Below are 16,280 nucleotides of genomic sequence, written 5' to 3'. Positions count from 1 at the left end.
GGCGCCGTCGCCGCGCCCGGCGCCATCAGCGACCCCCGAGCGACGGACGAGCCCCCCGGGCGGATCGACGTCGCCGGCGCGACCGTCGCCCCCGGCGACGTGCGCGGCGAGACCGCCGAACTCCGGCTCGGCACCGACCTCCGCCACCGCGGCGGGACCGTCGAGAACGTCACCGTCCGCCACCGCGCGATCGGCGCCGAGTCCGGCCTCCTCGTCGACGAGACGACCGTCGAGGTCGGCGACGTCGACTTCGAGGGCGAGCGCACCGTCAACGGCACCGTGACCGTCGAGCGCGAAGGCGGCTACCGCATCGAGACGGTCGTCTTCGCGGACGGCCAGCGCCGCCAGGAGCAGACCACGCGCGTCGCCGGCGTCGCGGCGCTCACCCCCGACTACGCGGACACGCAGGTCGGGTTCACCGACGGATCCGTCTGGCCGACCGTCGCGGTGAGCGTCGTCGAGGCCGACAACGAGACCGCGACCCTGTCGGCGTCGGTCTCGGTGACGAACCGCGGCGACGAGGCCAGCGAGGACGTCGACCTCCGCCTCTACCTCCGGCAGGCGGAGTCGAACGTTATCGCCGCGGAGGCGGCGGAGACGGTCGGCACCGTCCGCCCCGGCCGCACCGACACCGTGACGACGACCGTCGAGGTGCCGGCCGGCTACAACTACTACGTCGACGCCGCGCTGTTCGACGACGACGTGCTCGTCGACGAGACGCAGGGCGTCGCGAACCTGAACCCGCGGGAGACCATCACCGCCAACGAGACCGTCCGCGACGTGGCGTTCTCCGTCGAGGACTTCGAGCGCGACGACGCCGGCGGCGAGGGCGGTGACGGCTCCGACCGCGCGCCGACGGACGGCGCCACCGGCGGCTCGACGCCGGGCTTCGGCCCGCTCGTCGCGCTCGTCGCGCTCGTCGTCGCGGCCCTGACCGCGCGGAGGCGACGATGACGGACGACCCGTCGCGCGACGGACCGACCGACGAACCGGACCCCGACGAACCGGCGACGGACCGAACGACCACCGACCGAACGACCGACACCGACCACACCCGCCACCCACCACAGCCAATGACAGACGACACCGACGCGACCGACCGCACGGCGACGGACGCCGAGGACACCGACGCGAACGGATGGACGGAGCCGGTCGACGCCTCCGGCTTCGACCGCCTCTCGACCGACGACCTCCGCGGCCTGCTCGACCGCGTCGGGCTGGCCGCGCTGTCGCTGCTCGCGGTCGTCGCCGGCTGGGGGTTCTACAGCCAGTCCGGCAACGCGATCCGCACGTGGTTCGATCCGGCCTACCAGTCCGTGGCGCTCGCCGTCTTCAACCTCGCGGTCCTGCTGGTCGCGCTCGCGGGCGTGACCCACCAGCTCCGTCGGATCCGGGCGAGCGAGTCCTGACGGGCGAACGGGCTCGACCGAGCGCGCAACCGGGGCATTCGGCGGGACGCGGTGGCCGAGCTACTCGTCGGGGATCTGGTCGGTGCTGGCCGGGATCTGTTCCACCTGTCCCGCGAGCGTCGCGGCGTCGCCGGCGACGGTGGAGGGCTCGACGCCCGCCTCGCCCGCGACCAGCCTGACGTGCGCGGCGAGCAGCGCGAGCGCGCGGAGCCCCGCACCCTCCGCGTCGCCGTCGGTGCGCTGGGCGAACGTGGTGTCGACCTCGCCGTCGCGGACGACGCCGACGTGGACCGCGTCGATGTCGTCGCCGTCGAGGAGGTCGCGGGCGCGAGCGAGCTCCGTCTCGAAGTCGTCGGCGGCGGACGCGCTCTCGGCGGCGTCAGCGGAGTCGACGGTGCCAGTCGAGTCGTCGGCGGTCTCGGAGCGATCCGCTCCGGCGGGCGCGTCGGCGTCTGCGGGGTCGTCGTCGCTCATGCCCTCGTCTCGGGCGAGCGGCGTGAAAAGCGCGGCGGGGACCGTCGACTGCGGAGCGGGAGAGAGAAGAGGAAGGAGAACCGCGACGGACGCGTTACTCTTCCGGGCGAGGCCGGGCGATGAACAGCGCCTCCTCGATGGTGAACGGGTCGTACGTCGACTGGTGGCAGACGCAGTAGGTCCCGTCGGCGGCGTCGTAGCGAGCGGACTCCCCTAACTCCTTGTAGCCCGGAATACAACAGAAGTGCGTGCAGACGTTGAGGTACGCCATGAACCCCTGGTCGGTCGACGCCTGCAGCCACTCGTTGTTCTGAGCCGCCTCCTCGATCTGGGGCGAGCGGATCACGACCGCGTTGAGGTTCGTCTCGGCGTCCTCGGAGCGCCACGTGACCGACGCCGGCTTGCCGACGCCGTCGCTTCCGATCCCGTTGCCCCACTCGGTGTAGTCGTCGAAGTCGTCGATGTGGATCCGGTCGCCGCCCGAGTAGGTGTTCGACTGCCAGTCGTACGGCGGACCGCTCGCGGCGCGGAACAGGTTGTCCGACTCGAAGTTCGGCTGGACGTTCTCCTGGGACTCGACGCCGCAGTACTGGAACCACGCGCCGGTGTAGGTCTCCCCGCCGAGGTCCTGCTGGGCGACCTCGATCTCCTGTCCCTCCTGGGTGACGGTGGTCGTCTCGGGCCAGATCCCCTCGATGTACCCCTCGTCGGTGACCTGAACCGGGATCTGCGGGAGCCCGCGGGGCGCCGGGCCGCCGGTGTGCGCGATCGTCTTCGCGATCGTCGACCCGCCGCCGACCCCGCCGGCGGTCGTCAGGGTGTTCACGGTCGCCGACCCCATCGCGCCGACCCCCGCGAGGGCCGCGCCGCCGACGACGCCCTTCACGAAGCGTCGCCGCCCGGATTCAGACGGATACTTGTCGGACGCACTCATACACGCATCTGCGGTTGGATCGGTAAAAAGGGTGACGAACCCTCCACCGGGGCGAGAATCGACGCCGTCGCCGTTCGTCGCCGCCGATCCGAACGGGGTCGCCGCCGACGTTCCGAGGAGCGTGGGCGACGACGTTCCCCAGGTCGCCGGCGCCGCGGACGCCTCGACGGCGGCCAACGAACAGGAACGTTCGTGACCGAATTAACTCGGAACCGAGGCAAACCTTCGTTCAGACCGCGGTTTTAACCGACCGCGACCGCAGTGTGTGTGGTATGAAGTTGCACAATCGGGACGTGCGGACGGACGTTCGAGAACTCGGGGCGCTGGTGGGAGACGTCCTGGCCGCGCAGGCCTCGACCGAGGCGTACGAGACGGTCGAGACGCTACGGAACGCGGCGATCGACTACCGACGGGGCGACGCCGCGGACCGGGCGGCCCTCCACGCGGCGGTCGACGACCTCTCGACGACCCGCGAAGAGGTCGTCGCCCGCGCGTTCACGACCTACTTCGAGCTGATCAACCTCGCCGAGGAGCGCGAGCGCGTCCGCGCGGTCCGGAACGCCGACGACGGGACGGCCCTCCACGACTCCTTCGACGCGACGATCGCCGAGTTCGCCGAGGCCGGCGTCGACGCCGACGAGCTGGAGGAGCTGCTCGCCGACGTGCTCATCGAGCCGACGTTCACCGCGCACCCGACGGAGGCCCGGCGCTCGACGGTGAAGTCGAAGCTCCGCTCCATCGCGAACCACCTCGGGGAGCTCGACGAGCGCAACCTCACCGACCGCGAGCGGCGCGCCGTCTGGCGCGACGTCACCGCCGAGGTGACCAGCCTGTGGGGCACCCGCCAGGTCCGCCAGCGGGCGCCCGAGCCGGAAGACGAGGCGCGAAACGTCCAGTGGTACCTCGAGAACACCCTCTTCGACGTCGTCGGCGACGCCTACGAGGAGTTCGAGGAGACCATCTCGAAGGAGTACGACGACGTCGACTGCCCGAAGCTCTTCGAGTTCCGATCGTGGGCCGGCTCCGACCGCGACGGCAACCCGTTCGTCACCCCCGAGGTGACCGACGAGACGCTCGAACGCCAGCGCGAGGTCGCCGTCGAGAAGTACCGCGACCGGTGTAAGCGGCTCTCGGCCGTGCTGAGCCAGGACGGCGACCGGTACGCCGACGGCGACGCGCTGGCGCGGTCGCTCGCGGCCGACGCCGAGCGGTTCCCGACCGTCGTCGAGGAGGCGCGCGAGCGCTACCCCGACGAGCCGTACCGCCAGAAGCTCCGGCTGATGCGCGAGCGGCTCGACCGCGTCAACGACGTGCGCCCGGGCGAGTACCCCGACGGCGACGCCTTCCTCGACGACCTCGACGTCATCGCCGAGTCGCTGCGCGAGGACGGCCAGGAGTCGGTTCTCGAATCCTTCGTCGAGCCGTTCCGCCGACAGGTGGACACGTTCGGGCTCACGCTGGCGTCGCTCGACCTCCGCGACCACCGCGAGAACCACACCGAGGCCGTCGCCGAGGCGGTCGCGGTCGAGGGCGTCGACTACGAGGGGATGGACGAGTCGGAGCGCGTCGACTTCCTCACCGAGGCGATCCTCCAAGACGAGCCGGTCGTCGACGTCGACGAGCCCGGCGACGTTTCGGAGACCACCGAGCGCGTCCTCGAACGGTTCCAGTCGTTCGCGGAGTGGCAGGAGGAGTACGGCCAGCAGGCGATCGACACCTACTGCATCTCGATGACGGAGGAGCCCAGCCACGTGCTGGAGGTGCTCTTCTTGTCCGATCAGGTCGGCGTCGTCACCCTGCCCGACCACTGCGCGGTCGACGTGGTGCCCCTCCTCGAGACCGAGTCCGCGCTCAACGGCGCCGAGCGCATCCTCGGCACCCTCTTCGAGAACGAGGCGTACGCGAAGGCGCTGGAGGCCCGCGGCGAGGTCCAGGAGGTCATGCTCGGCTACTCCGACTCCAACAAGGAGAACGGGTTCCTCGCGGCGAACTGGGACCTCTACGAGAACCAGCGCCGGATCGCCCGGTTCTGCCGCGAGGAGGACGTCACCCTCCGGCTGTTCCACGGCCGCGGCGGCTCCATCTCGCGCGGCGGCGGCCCGATGAACGAGGCGCTGCTCGCGCTGCCGAACGAGACCGTCACCGGCCAGGTGAAGTTCACCGAGCAGGGCGAGGCGATCGCCGAGAAGTACGCCAACCCCCGCATCGCCGAGCGCGAGCTCGAGCAGATGCTCGACGCGCAGATCCGCGCCCGGAAGGAGGCGAACGAGGAGCCCGTCGAGGACGTGCCCGACCGCTGGGTCGAGGCGATGGAGATCATGGCGCCCGCCGCGCGGGAGACGTACCGCGACCTGCTGAACACGAACGGGTTCGTCTCCTACTTCGAGCAGGCGACGCCGATCAGCGTCGTCGAGGACCTCAACCTCGGCTCCCGGCCCGCCTCCCGCTCGGGCGAGCGCAGCGTCGAGGACCTGCGGGCGATCCCGTGGGTGTTCTCGTGGACCCAGACGCGGCTGATCCTCCCCGGCTGGTACGCAATCGCCTCCGGCATCGACGCCTACCTCGACGAGGTCGGCGAGGAGGCGGGGATGGAGACGCTCCGCGAGATGTTCGACGAGTGGCCGTTCTTCCGGACCACGCTCGACAACGCCTCGCTGGCGCTCGCGCGCACCGAGCCGGAGATCGCCGCCGAGTACGCCGACCTGGCCGACGACGACCTCCGCGAGCGCTTCTTCCCCGAGCTCGTCAGCGAGTACGAGCGCGGGCGCGAACTGGTCCTGGCGATCAGCGGCCGCGACCAGCTGCTCCGCCGCGAGTGGCTCGAAGAGAGCCTCGACCGCCGGAACCCCTACGTCGACCCCCTGAACCTCCTCCAGGCGAACCTGCTCGGGCGTACCCACCGCACCGACGAGGAGGAGCGAACCCTGCGGCTCACCGTCAACGGCATCGCCGCCGGGATGAAGAACACGGGATAGCTCGCTTCGCGACGCCTCCCCGCCCTTTTCTCGCCGCCGTCGAGCCCGCTACCGGACGATGTCGTCGCCGACTTCGACGGTCCCGGACTCGACGATCCGAGCGTCGAGTCCGCCGCGGCCGTCGAGCGCGGCCGCCGCGTCCGCCTCCGCCGCGAGGTCCGCCATGTACCCGCAGGGCTCGCAGTGACCGATCCCCTCGAACACCGCCTCACCAACCCGGAACCGTTCGCCGACGAGGTCGTCGAGGGCGACGCCGCGCGTCGTGAGGTTGCGTCGATGGGCGCCCGCGGTCAGGTCGACGCCGAACTCCTCGGCCGCGGCCGCGAGCGCCTCCGCCTCGATCAGCGTCACGTCGCTCGGCTCCAAGTCCGCCTGCTCGTTGTAGATCCCGTCGCCGTCGAAGTAGCGATCGCCGCGAAGCCCCCGGTCGGCGACCGCCTCGACGGCCGCTCGCGGTTCCGGGTCGCCCCCCGTTCCCGAGGCGACGTGGATCTGTTCGACTGCGCCGGTCTGCGAATCGGTCATGCGTGAATCACGCTCGGAATCACGCCGGACTCCGCGCCGAGGGAGCAAGAACCTGCTGGCGGGACGGGGGTGACCGGTTCCGCTCGGACGGCGACGGAGTCAGACAGAGTCAGAGACCTTCCCGACAGCATTTGATATAGCAACATACGATACATCGTGCGAAACGGACGGAGAACTTCGGATACGCCCTGCTGCCGTCGAACGGCCGTCTTACGTGGTATAGCGGCCGCTAACGGATTCGCACGGTCGGAAAACGAGAAAACAGCGATCTACGCGTAGCGTTCGAGTTCCGGACGGTCGAGATCTTCGAAGACCTCGGTCGCGACCTCCGAGAGGAACGCCTCACCCTCGTCGGAGACACGGCGGCCCTCGCCGCTTGCGGTGGTGACGAGCCCCTCTTCTTCGAGCGCCTGGAGCGACGAGCGGATGAGCTTGCGGGAGCCGCCCTCGTGTTCGCCGGGACGGACGACGTAGCGGTTCGAGCCGCGCTTCTTCGAGCCGTACTCGGTCGCGAGCCGCTCGATGCCGATCGGCTCGTTCTGGGCGACCTTGCGCAGGAGGCTCGCGGAGCGGACGTACCAGAAGTCGTCCTGCTCCGGCGGGAGCTCCTTGCCGGCGCCGGTCTTTGCGAACTCGACCCAGTCGGGCTCGTCGATGCGGTCCTCGAGTCGCGCGGCGACGGCCTCGATGAGGTCGTCGGCCGGCACGTCGTAGATGGTTACCATTGGGTGTCGATTCACGCCAGCGTCGTTTAAAACCATCGTATCGCGTACGGCCCGTGTGAGCCGTTTTCACGGGGTTGCGGGCCGCTGCGGGCGACTCGCGGATCGGAGCGAGGCCGAGCGTCGGGGGCGCTGTGCTACTCGGCGTACTCGTACTTCCGCTCGTTCATCCGGCCCCAGCCGGTGAAGACGAACTCCCCGTCGGGCTGGGTGAACTCCTCGACCTCGCGTTCGACGTCCATGTCGTACTCGTGGACGTCGTGGACGTCCTCGTACTCGTCCCAGGTGAGGTCGTAGCGGGCGTCGAGCTGGTCGTCGATGTCGAGCCCCTCGATCTCCGCCCGCCACCCCTCGCGGATCGTCTCGGCGTGGATCTCGGCCTGCGCGCCGGAGCCGTAGGAGGCGACGAGCAGCGTGTCGCCGATGAACTCACGGTCGCGGGTCAGCGCGTCGCGCAGGGCGCTCACGCGGGCGATGTGGACGGAGCTGGTGTACCAGTTGCCGACCTCGCGAGAGAGCCCGAGCGTCGGCTCGACCGCCGTGTCGTACCACGTCTGGTACTGCTCGGTGGTCTTCAGGTCGTCCATGTACCCGCGGATCGCCTCCTCGTACGCCTCCCGGTCCTCGTACTCGCTCTCGCGGGGCTGGCGGCCGATCTCGTCGGCGAGCGCGTCCTCGTGGGCCGTGTCGCGGATGACGTGCCGGTACGCCAACAGCGCCGCCTTCCGAACCATCCCGGGGAACGGCGTGTGGAACGGGGCGTACGCGAAGTCCTCCAGCTCGATGTCGTCGGTGACGGACTCGTAGTCCTCCAGGGCCTCGCGCATCCGGGAGAGGTACACCTGGACCGACCGCTTCCCGTCGACGCTGGGGAACTGCTGGTTCGGCTTGAGGAAGTCCGTCTCGTCTTTCGACCCGTACCCCTGATCGGTCGAGAGCTCGACGAGCGAGGGGTCCTCGTCGATCAGCATCGCGACGGCGCCGGCGCCCTGCGTCGCCTCGCCCGGGTCGCCGCGGGCGTACAGCGCCGTGTCCGTCGTGATGACGATCGCCGGACGGTCGCGGTTCCGGCCCGCTCGGATCCAGTTGTACGCGTCGTCGATCGCCTGCGTGCCGGCGAGGCAGGCGAACTTGCGCTCGCCCTTGTTGGCGTGGGTGAAGTCGCCGTCGTACACCTGTTCGAGACAGCCCGCGATGTACGTCGACACCGGCTTCGAGTGGTCGAACGCCGACTCCGTGGCGACGTCGATCCGGCCGATATCCTCGGGTTCGAGCCCCTTCCGGTCCATCAGGCCCTTCGCCGCGTTCGCCCCCATCGTGACGATGTCCTCGTACACGTCCGGGAACGAGGAGTTGTTGAGCCCGAGCCCCTTCGTGTACTTCTCGGGGTCGTCGCCCTTCTCCGGCGCGAACGTGCCCGGCAGGTCGAGTTTGAGCTTCCCGGTCCAGATCTCGATGCCGTCGATCCCGACTGCGGTCATACACGGTCGTTCATCCGGCCGGCATATGGCTTTGTCGATGGGGATTACGTCGATCGTGGAACCTAGTAGTAGAGTACTTAACTGATACGAGGGACGGCTTTTCTAAGAGTCAGGAATATGTGATTCATCGAATCTACTGAGTCAGAGCCTGGAAGATTGTAATAATATTATGTTCTATGACGTGTCAGGAGGTAGTACAGGTAAAGTCAGGCTTTATCAATTCTCCGTCATTACCGATGGTAGCGGTACAGGTTTCGGATCCGCCAGGTCCCTCTACGATAGCTGTTATATCACGGTTGCCAGGGCTTTTTCCAATAGAAACTGTACCCGAACGATCAGTACTCGTCGCGCTACCTGAATCAGTTTCAAACGTGACTGAGTCAAACTGACCGTCAATATTCCAGTCAAACGAAACAGACCGCTGGCTCCCACTGGCAGTTAGGGAACCAAATATTGGCGGGCTCGGGTTTACCGGAGCAATAACTTCGACAGAGATGTTATCGACATCATCACCAGACGCGGCGAATAATGTGACATTGCCTTCCTGTTTAGCGGTGATATTCGCGGTGAAGTTACCATCGACGCTCGTGGTAGTGCTGTTCTCTTGATTGAAAGATGCTACCGCGGGATTCGTAGTCGAAAAGTCGATAGTAGCATTATCCAAGGGTTCGTCATTAGCGCTTATACTCCCGTTTAGTTGTACATCGCCTATTGGAACAGAATTTCGATCGTACCACTCAATATCGAATGTTCGATTCTCGACAGCTTGATTATTCTCGTCATCACTGCTGCCATTCTTCGCGATTGAATCTGTTGGCTTCTCCTGAATTCCGACCGTGTCCACTACCAGTTCTTCGTGGGTCGTGTTCAGTGTTAAGTTGTGAACCCCATTACCGCCGGCGTCCGAGACACCGCCGTAGACCTTGTCCGGGATGTCAGCATTGTCCCAGTATTCCTCACCGCTTAATCGTGTTGGAATCTTAATAGTGAGCTCACCTTCGGGAATCCTATCAGTGGAGTTCCGACTCGGACGAAGCTCAAGAGTCGTCTGTTGGGTTCCACTTCGCCGGAACTCGTTTTGGAGGGCAGTGATTCGAACCTCACCGTCATCATTTACAAGGTTTTGATCTTCGATAATCACGACTCTACCTCCCTCTTCGTTAGCATCAAGATACAGCACAGAGGCGTCGTACCACGTCGGCGGATGGTCAATTTCGTTGTACCTCGGTTGGTACTGGATGAATCGGGTCGTGATGTTGACGGTGTCGCCTGATTCGCTGTGAATACTGATGTTGTACGGACCCCTCGTCTGTATCGTCCCCGACGGTGCCGGCGGGTTAATCGCAAACAGTCGGGGAGGATAATCAGTTCCCAGTCGAACTGTCTCGTACTGTACCCGGTCAGTAGTGCCTGCCCGTAATATCCCTGCCCTGAGGTCAACGAGATCGTTGCGAACCTCTTCGAAATGCTGGAACTCCACCTCCGCGTTCTCTTGCGGGACGATCTGTACCTGATACAGCGAGAGCGCTAAGATTAGGAACCCGAACAGGATCACCGTCCCGACCACGACCGACTGGCCCCGACGGTCGCGACTGAATCGCATTGTACGGTGTCGTCGCCGAGCGGGTATAAAATCCTCCGTCCGACCTCTCAGTCGCGATACTCGGGCGGGCGCGGTGGAGGGCCGGAGACGGGACGGCTCAGTCGCCGCCCGCCCGCCGGTCCGTCAGCCACGCCGACGCGACGGCCACGACGCCGGCGAACCCGCCGAGGAGCACCGCCTGCGTCCAGTTGAAGCCGAGCAGCGTCCCGGCGACGAGCGTGACGAAAAGGAACGAGACCGTGAGGGCGCCGAGCGTCGAGCCGAGGTCCGCCGAAGCGTCCGTGTCGACCATGCGCGAACCTCGCGGTTTCGGGCGATAAACCGGTCGGTCCACCGAGAGCGAACACCGGTGAAGCGGACGAACGACGTGCGCCTCGGCGCGCGCGTAAATCACATATCGCGATATTAAATTTGATCTGCGCGTTCGATCGACCGTTCCGCTGCGTGCGACACTCGCCGTGTACCGGGACCGGTATCCCTGTCGGGAGCTTCGAAGAAGTCCGAGTTTCGCGGCGCGCGCTCGGCGTCAGAGGAGTCCGGGCTCCTCCTCGGGCGGGACGTCCCCGAGCGCGCCGAGGCTATCGAACGTGTTGGCGGCGAGGTAGACCGCTCCGTCGACGAGCACCGGGGGCGTGGTGAACGTCACGTCGAACCCGTCGAGGTGATAGTACCAGCGCACGTCGCCCGTCTCGCGGTCGAACGCGGCGACCGCGGGCCACGCCACCTCCAGATCGAACTCCTCGTACCGGACCGGGGCGACGACGGCGTCACGGCCGACGCAGAGCCCCTTCCGACACCCCCGCGCGTCGAGCCGCCACTCCTCGGAACCGTCCTCGACGGAGACGGCTGCGAGGCCCTCGGCGGTCAGCCAATACGCGGTTCCGTCGGCGAGCGCCACGCCGTAGGCCTCGTCGGTGTAGCCGTCGAGCGTCCGGAGATGCGCTCCGCCGTCGCCGTCGCGGACGGCGAGGTCGCCGTCGGCGGCGAGGACGATTCCGTCGGCGGTCGGTCTCGGGCCGAGCGCGACGTTCTCGACGCCCCGGTTCCAGACCTCGCCACCGCCCGCGATGTCGAGGCAATACAGCGCCGACTCCGAGGCGACGAAGACCTCGTCACCGCGGACCGCCGGGGCGCCGACGATGCGGTCCGCGAGCGGAACTGACCACCGTCGCTCTCCCGTCGCGGCGTCGAACGCCCTGAGGGTGGCGCCTCGATCGGAGGCTTCGGGAACCAGCACGAGGGATTCAGCGGGGACGGCGGTCACCTCGGTTCGGGACACGGTCCCGGACAGCGTGTCGGTCCACTCCCGGTCGCCCGACTCGCGGTCGAGCGCGACGACCCGGTCTCCGTACGCGGCGACCAACAGCTCTCCGACGACGGCGGACGTGTAGTGGTCCGCCTCCTCGACGTCGACGCTCCAGCGTTCGGACCCGTCCGTCGCGTCGAGGCCGACGATTTTCGGGCCCGGGTTCGGGTCGACGTTGCCGATATAGACCGCTCCGTCGGCGGCGACCGGCGACCAGCGCGTGAACGCGTTCGACGTCCAAGCGAGGTTCCCGCGCGGCGGAGCGGTCGCGCCCGTCGCTCCCGTGTTGCCTTCGTCCCGCATGTACTGCCGCCAGGAGCCCGAAGGGGCGGACGAGAAGGAGCGGTCACCGTCACCGAGGCAGCCGCCGAGGCCGACGCTGACGCCGGCGGCGGTCGCCGTCAGGAACGCTCTCCGTCCCGCGTTCTCCGTCGTCCGTGACGTCTCGCACTTCCGCGACGAATCGTCGCTTACGGTGCCGCTGGTCTTGGAGGGCTTCATACAGGCGTTTTGCTGAAGGGATATTGTAAGAGTGTATCGGACGTTCTCGACGACCGGAGCGGTCGGCGGGAGCGCGCCGCGGGCGGACGGACGGCGTCGAAAGGGTCGCCGGGGCCGTAGCTCGGGTCGTCGACGCAGTCTCGCGAGTCTCCGGACATGTCGCGCGCTTTTCCCGCCCGCCGACCGGTCCGTTTTTGCGCTCGGCGGCTGTCCCCGCTCGTATGGCGAAACAGCCGCACCTGCTGGTCGAGGAGGGCGACGTCCACGAGATCGCGGTCATCCCGGGCGACCCCGGCCGCGTCGACCGGATCGCGGACCTCTGTGACGACAGCGAGGTCGTCGCGCAGAACCGCGAGTACAAGATCGTCAACGCGAGCTACGAGGGGATCGACCTCACGATCTGCTCGACCGGGATCGGCTGCCCGTCGGCCGCGATCGCGGTCGAGGAGCTCTCGCGGGTCGGCGTCGAGACGTTCGTCCGGTGTGGCACCTGCGGGGCGCTCCAGCCCGACATGGAGGTCGGCGACATGGTCGTCGCGACGGGCGCGGCCAAGGAGGAGGGGACGAGCAAGCGCTACGAGTCCCCGAACTACCCGGCGGTGCCCGACTACGACGTGCTCACGGGACTGGTCGGGGCGGCCGAGGACAACGACGAGGAGATCCACGTCGGGCCGATCGTCTCCGACGACGCGTTCTACAACGAGGACGACGAGTACGTGGAGGACTGGAACGACGCGAACCTGCTCGCGATCGAGATGGAGGCGGCGACCGTCTTCTCGCTCGCGCGGCGCAAGGGGCTCGCGGCGGGCGCCATCTGCACCGTCGACGGCAACCTCGTCGCGGGGTCACAGAAGGGCGCGGACTCCGACGACGAACTGCCGGCGAAGGCGAAGGACAACGTCGAGCGCGCGATCCGGATCACGCTGAACGCGATCACGTCGCTGTAGGCGGGCGGTCGATCTGCCGACTTCTCAGTCCTCCGCGCGGAACTCCACGAGCGTCAGGTCGCGGCCGAGCGCACACGTCTCGTGCGGGGGCTCGCCGAGCACCTGGTCGATGACGCGCTCCTCGTCGAAGTCGGCGCCGTCGGGGACGCAGTAGCCGTGGCTCGGGCACTCGGTGTGCGGGCAGGGGCCCGCGAGCGACGCCTTGCTCCCGGCGTACGCGCGCTTCGACGGGACGTTGGCGGGGACCGACGCGGGCTCGACCTCGACCGCGCGGACGCCCGCGTCGTGGACCGCGCAGTCGAGCGTCTGCGCGTTCTCGCGGATCCCGGTCACCCGATACCGGGTGCCCTCGGAGAGGTTGAGGCACTGGCCGCGGTAGGGGCACCCCTCGCAGTCGGCCGATTCCCCCTCGTAGACGAACTCGCGGCCGACGTCCGCGAGCCGCGTCCCGATGAGCGTGACCGTGGTCATACCCGGAGCGACGCGCCGAGCGTCCGTAAGCCTCCCGCCTTCGTGGGCAACACCGGAGTGGCCCAGAACGGGGGCCACGCCGGCCCGGAGGGCAAGACACATCTCCCCGCCTCGGCAACGACGAGGAGATGATCGCGGGAGCCGCGCGCGACCTGCGCGCCGAGGCCGAGCGAACGAACGAGCGGCGCGTCCTCGTGCTCGCGGGAGACCGCGACCGCGCCCTCGACGCCGCCTACGACGCGGTCGAGGCGCTCGGCGTCGGCGACGGGGATGTCTCGCTCGTCTCGACGCAAGAGGGGTTCCGCTTCGAGGAAGTCCGTCCGCGGAACGCCGACGAGCTTCTGGGGCGCACCCGCGAGGCGGTCGTCCTCGACTGCCACGAGCAGTTCGTCCCGAACGCGCTCGGCCGCGCCGTCGGCGCGGTCGACGGCGGCGGGCTCCTGGTCCTCCTGACGCCCGCGCTCGACGAGTGGCCGGCGACCCGCGACCGCTTCGACGACTCGCTCGCGGTGCCGCCGTACGGAATCGAGGACGTGACGGGACGGTTCCGCGAGCGCCTCGTCGCGACGCTCCGGACGCACCCCGGGATCGCGGTCGTCGCGCTCGGCGACGAGGCCGCCGAAGACATCGTAGAGCGCGACGGACTCACCGGGGACCAGACAGCCGAGCGTGCCGACGACGCGGTCGACGCCGCCGCCGACCCGCCGAGCGCGCCGCCGGCCGCGACGTTCCCCGTGGGCGCCTACGGCGCCTGTCTCACGGACGATCAGGCGCGGGCGGTGCGGGCGTTCGAGTCGCTCGCCGACCCCGGCTCGGCCGTCGTGGTCGAGTCGGACCGCGGGCGCGGGAAGTCGAGCGCGGCCGGGCTGGCGGCGGGGTCGCTCGCGCTCGCGGGCCGCGACGTGCTCGTCACCGCGCCCGCGTTCCGGAACGCCGCGGAGGTGTTCGCGCGAGCCCGGGAGCTGATCGGGAGCGAAACGGACGGGAACGGCGGCGGCGACGAGGGCGACCGCGCCGGCGACGCGGACGAGCGCGACCTCCGGACGCCGGCCGGCGGTCGCGTTCGCTTCCTGCCGCCCGCGGCCGCGGCCGAAGCCGCGGCCGAGGCGGACGCGGTCGTCGTCGACGAGGCGGCGGCGCTCCCGGTACGGCTGCTGGGGGGGNGGCCGAAGCCGCGGCCGAGGCGGACGCGGTCGTCGTCGACGAGGCGGCGGCGCTCCCGGTACGGCTGCTGGAGGGGTTCCTCGACGCGCCCGCGGTCGCGTTCTGCACGACGGTCCACGGCTACGAGGGGGCGGGCCGCGGGTTCTCGGTGCGGTTCCGCGAGCGGCTGCTCGGCTCGCGGTTCGCGGTCAGCGACGTCCGGCTCGACGAGCCGATCCGGTACGCGCGGAACGACCCGGTGGAAGCGTGGGCGTCGCGCGCGCTCCTGCTCGACGCCCGGCCCGCGGTCGACGCGGCCGTATCCGGCGCGTCCGTCGACGAGGCGACGTACCGCGCGCTCGACCCGGACGACCTGCTCGCGGACGAGACGCTGCTCGGCGAGGCGTTCGGGCTGCTCGTCGCCGCGCACTACCGGACCGAGCCGAACGACCTCGCGCGGCTGCTCGACGCGCCGAACCTCGTCGCGCGCGCGCTCGTCGCGGACGGCCGCGTGGTCGCTGTCGCGCTCCTCGCGCGGGAGGGCGGGCTCGACGCCGAGACGCGGCGCGGGATGTACGAGGGCGAGCGCGTCCGGGGCAACATGGTGCCGGACGTGCTCACGAGCCAGCTGCGCGACGAGGCGGCCGCCGCGCCGCGCGGCCTGCGGACGGTCCGGATCGCGACCCACCACGCGCTCCGGGACGCGGGGTTCGGCTCGCGGCTGCTCGACGAGGTCCACGCGGAGTTCGTGGGCGGGAACGAGGGGGACGCTGACGGCGTCGACTACTTCTCGGTCGGCTACGGCGCGACGCCGCGGCTGCTCCGCTTCTGGCGCCGGGCGGGCTACCGGACCGTCCACCTCTCGACGAGCCGCAACGACGCCTCCGGCGAGTACTCCGCGATCATGCTCCGCCCGGAGACCGATGCGGGCCGCGACCTGCTGGACCGCCACGCGATCGCCTTCCGGGACCGCGAGCGCGACGGGCTCTCGGACGCGCACCGCGACGTCGACCCCGACGTTGTCCGCGGCGCGCTCCGCGCGTGTTCCGGCCCGACCCCGGTCGACCTCACCGAGACCGAGTGGCGCTCCGTCGTCGGCGCGTCGGTCGGCCCGGGGATGTACGACACCGCGCCCGGCGCGTTCCGCGACCTCGCGCTCGCGACGCTGATCGAGGGGAGCGGCGGCGACGGCGTCGGCCTCGACGACCGCGAGGAGCGCCTGCTCGTCCGGAAGGTGCTTCAGGGCCGGCCGTGGGAGGAGGTCGCAAACGAACTGGAGTTCGTCTCGACGAGCGCGTGTATGCGCGCGCTCGGCGACGCCTTCGTCCCGATAGTGGAGCGGTACGGCACCGAGTTCGCGCGCGAGGAGCGGGAGCGATTTATAAACGGGTGAACGAGCCGGCGGCGACTATTTATAAATAGATCCGCGGTGGCGCGTGCCGGCGAGCGGCCGGAGCGAAGCGGAGGCCGCGAGTCGCACGCGCGAGGGACGCCGCGAGCGACCGGAGGGAGCGAGCGGCGAGGCTGGGGAGGCCTGAGGTGCGGTGCTGTGCGGTCGGGGTGGGAGTCAAAGCCCCAGTCGCGAGGCCGCCGTAGGCGACGCAAGCACCGCAGCGAAGGAGTATCAGCGACTGAGCGAGGAGCGCAGCGAGCGTACGGCGGCCTCGCGACTGGGGCTTTGGCGGTGTTCACCGCGGTTCCACAGGCGACCACGTACAGCCGAGCGGCTGGGGATTTGGCGGTGTTCATCGCCGATCCACGGTTAGCGGTTTATAAACGAGCAACTCGG

At 69.0% G+C, this 16,280-nt stretch carries 13 protein-coding genes and 1 pseudogene; 5 read left to right on the top strand and 9 right to left on the bottom strand.

All coding sequences use genetic code 11. The annotated features are described in order from the left end of the window. Both C470_RS10800 and C470_RS10795 read left to right on the top strand, forming a co-directional pair. On the top strand, positions 1–954 hold a 954-nt coding region (locus tag C470_RS10800; protein ID WP_008367192.1), incomplete at its 5' end, for a DUF7490 domain-containing protein. Further along, a complete protein-coding gene (locus C470_RS10795) occupies positions 951–1,409 on the top strand; it encodes a hypothetical protein (protein ID WP_004597273.1) in 459 nt (152 codons plus the stop codon). The genes C470_RS10800 and C470_RS10795, both read left to right, overlap by 4 nt. Positions 1,410–1,469: 60 nt before the next feature. Here the strand turns inward: C470_RS10795 and C470_RS10790 are convergent, their stop codons facing one another. Continuing rightward, positions 1,470–1,883 (bottom strand): hypothetical protein, encoded by a 414-nt coding sequence (locus C470_RS10790; RefSeq protein WP_004597274.1) that lies wholly within the window; start codon positions 1,881–1,883, stop codon positions 1,470–1,472. A 94-nt stretch (positions 1,884–1,977) separates the two neighbouring features. Beyond that, on the bottom strand, positions 1,978–2,817 hold the full coding sequence (locus tag C470_RS10785; RefSeq protein ID WP_007345387.1) for a menaquinol-cytochrome c reductase: 840 nt from the start codon (positions 2,815–2,817) through the stop codon (positions 1,978–1,980). Between the two features lie 272 nt (positions 2,818–3,089). Between C470_RS10785 and ppc the strand changes: the two genes are divergently transcribed. After that, the gene (ppc, locus tag C470_RS10780; protein WP_008367188.1) at positions 3,090–5,792 is read left to right on the top strand and encodes a phosphoenolpyruvate carboxylase; all 2,703 of its coding nucleotides are present in this window, start codon (positions 3,090–3,092) and stop codon (positions 5,790–5,792) included. A 48-nt stretch (positions 5,793–5,840) separates the two neighbouring features. On the opposite strand, the gene C470_RS10775 is transcribed toward ppc, so the two are convergent. The 6 genes from C470_RS10775 to C470_RS10755 all read right to left on the bottom strand — a co-directional run bounded on the left by C470_RS10775 (position 5,841) and on the right by C470_RS10755 (position 11,930). After that, positions 5,841–6,317 carry an MOSC domain-containing protein gene (locus C470_RS10775; RefSeq protein WP_008367185.1) on the bottom strand — a complete coding sequence of 159 codons (477 nt, stop codon included), beginning with the start codon at positions 6,315–6,317 and terminating at the stop codon, positions 5,841–5,843. A gap of 269 nt (positions 6,318–6,586) precedes the next feature. Then, on the bottom strand, positions 6,587–7,042 hold the full coding sequence (locus tag C470_RS10770) for a 30S ribosomal protein S19e (RefSeq protein WP_004597278.1): 456 nt from the start codon (positions 7,040–7,042) through the stop codon (positions 6,587–6,589). A gap of 134 nt (positions 7,043–7,176) precedes the next feature. Then, the gene (gene hmgB, locus C470_RS10765) at positions 7,177–8,520 is read right to left on the bottom strand and encodes a hydroxymethylglutaryl-CoA synthase (RefSeq protein ID WP_008367183.1); all 1,344 of its coding nucleotides are present in this window, start codon (positions 8,518–8,520) and stop codon (positions 7,177–7,179) included. Positions 8,521–8,704: 184 nt separating this feature from the next. Continuing rightward, the gene (locus tag C470_RS15740) at positions 8,705–10,075 is read right to left on the bottom strand and encodes a hypothetical protein (protein WP_160162942.1); all 1,371 of its coding nucleotides are present in this window, start codon (positions 10,073–10,075) and stop codon (positions 8,705–8,707) included. A gap of 145 nt (positions 10,076–10,220) precedes the next feature. Further along, positions 10,221–10,415 carry a hypothetical protein gene (locus tag C470_RS10760; RefSeq protein WP_007345392.1) on the bottom strand — a complete coding sequence of 65 codons (195 nt, stop codon included), beginning with the start codon at positions 10,413–10,415 and terminating at the stop codon, positions 10,221–10,223. Positions 10,416–10,649: 234 nt separating this feature from the next. Next, positions 10,650–11,930 carry a PQQ-like beta-propeller repeat protein gene (locus C470_RS10755; RefSeq protein WP_049908699.1) on the bottom strand — a complete coding sequence of 427 codons (1,281 nt, stop codon included), beginning with the start codon at positions 11,928–11,930 and terminating at the stop codon, positions 10,650–10,652. A 221-nt stretch (positions 11,931–12,151) separates the two neighbouring features. Between C470_RS10755 and C470_RS10750 the strand changes: the two genes are divergently transcribed. Further along, entirely contained in the window at positions 12,152–12,877 is a 726-nt protein-coding gene (locus tag C470_RS10750) for a nucleoside phosphorylase (RefSeq protein ID WP_008367176.1), read from the top strand. A 24-nt stretch (positions 12,878–12,901) separates the two neighbouring features. On the opposite strand, the gene C470_RS10745 is transcribed toward C470_RS10750, so the two are convergent. Then, the gene (locus C470_RS10745; RefSeq protein WP_004597285.1) at positions 12,902–13,348 is read right to left on the bottom strand and encodes a UPF0179 family protein; all 447 of its coding nucleotides are present in this window, start codon (positions 13,346–13,348) and stop codon (positions 12,902–12,904) included. 128 nt (positions 13,349–13,476) lie between these two features. Here C470_RS10745 and C470_RS10740 point away from each other — a divergent pair. Then, positions 13,477–15,884 (top strand): annotated as a pseudogene (locus C470_RS10740) (GNAT family N-acetyltransferase). Positions 15,885–16,280: the final 396 nt, after the last annotated feature.

It is taken from the genome of Halorubrum distributum JCM 13561, assembly GCF_000337395.1.
GTDB classification, from domain to species: domain Archaea; phylum Halobacteriota; class Halobacteria; order Halobacteriales; family Haloferacaceae; genus Halorubrum; species Halorubrum distributum.
The sequence above is the reverse complement of the archived record's forward strand: the minus strand, read 5'-3'. Positions and strand labels throughout refer to the sequence as shown.

Bases quoted from the DNA above. Each gene is read 5' to 3' on its own strand.
- C470_RS10795 (WP_004597273.1), top strand. From the start codon at position 951: ATGACGGACGACCCGTCGCGCGACGGACCGACCGACGAACCGGACCCC.
- C470_RS10790 (WP_004597274.1), bottom strand. From the start codon at position 1,883: ATGAGCGACGACGACCCCGCAGACGCCGACGCGCCCGCCGGAGCGGAT.
- C470_RS10785 (WP_007345387.1), bottom strand. From the start codon at position 2,817: ATGAGTGCGTCCGACAAGTATCCGTCTGAATCCGGGCGGCGACGCTTC.
- ppc (WP_008367188.1), top strand. From the start codon at position 3,090: ATGAAGTTGCACAATCGGGACGTGCGGACGGACGTTCGAGAACTCGGG.
- C470_RS10775 (WP_008367185.1), bottom strand. From the start codon at position 6,317: ATGACCGATTCGCAGACCGGCGCAGTCGAACAGATCCACGTCGCCTCG.
- C470_RS10770 (WP_004597278.1), bottom strand. From the start codon at position 7,042: ATGGTAACCATCTACGACGTGCCGGCCGACGACCTCATCGAGGCCGTC.
- hmgB (WP_008367183.1), bottom strand. From the start codon at position 8,520: ATGACCGCAGTCGGGATCGACGGCATCGAGATCTGGACCGGGAAGCTC.
- C470_RS10760 (WP_007345392.1), bottom strand. From the start codon at position 10,415: ATGGTCGACACGGACGCTTCGGCGGACCTCGGCTCGACGCTCGGCGCC.
- C470_RS10755 (WP_049908699.1), bottom strand. From the start codon at position 11,930: ATGAAGCCCTCCAAGACCAGCGGCACCGTAAGCGACGATTCGTCGCGG.
- C470_RS10750 (WP_008367176.1), top strand. From the start codon at position 12,152: ATGGCGAAACAGCCGCACCTGCTGGTCGAGGAGGGCGACGTCCACGAG.
- C470_RS10745 (WP_004597285.1), bottom strand. From the start codon at position 13,348: ATGACCACGGTCACGCTCATCGGGACGCGGCTCGCGGACGTCGGCCGC.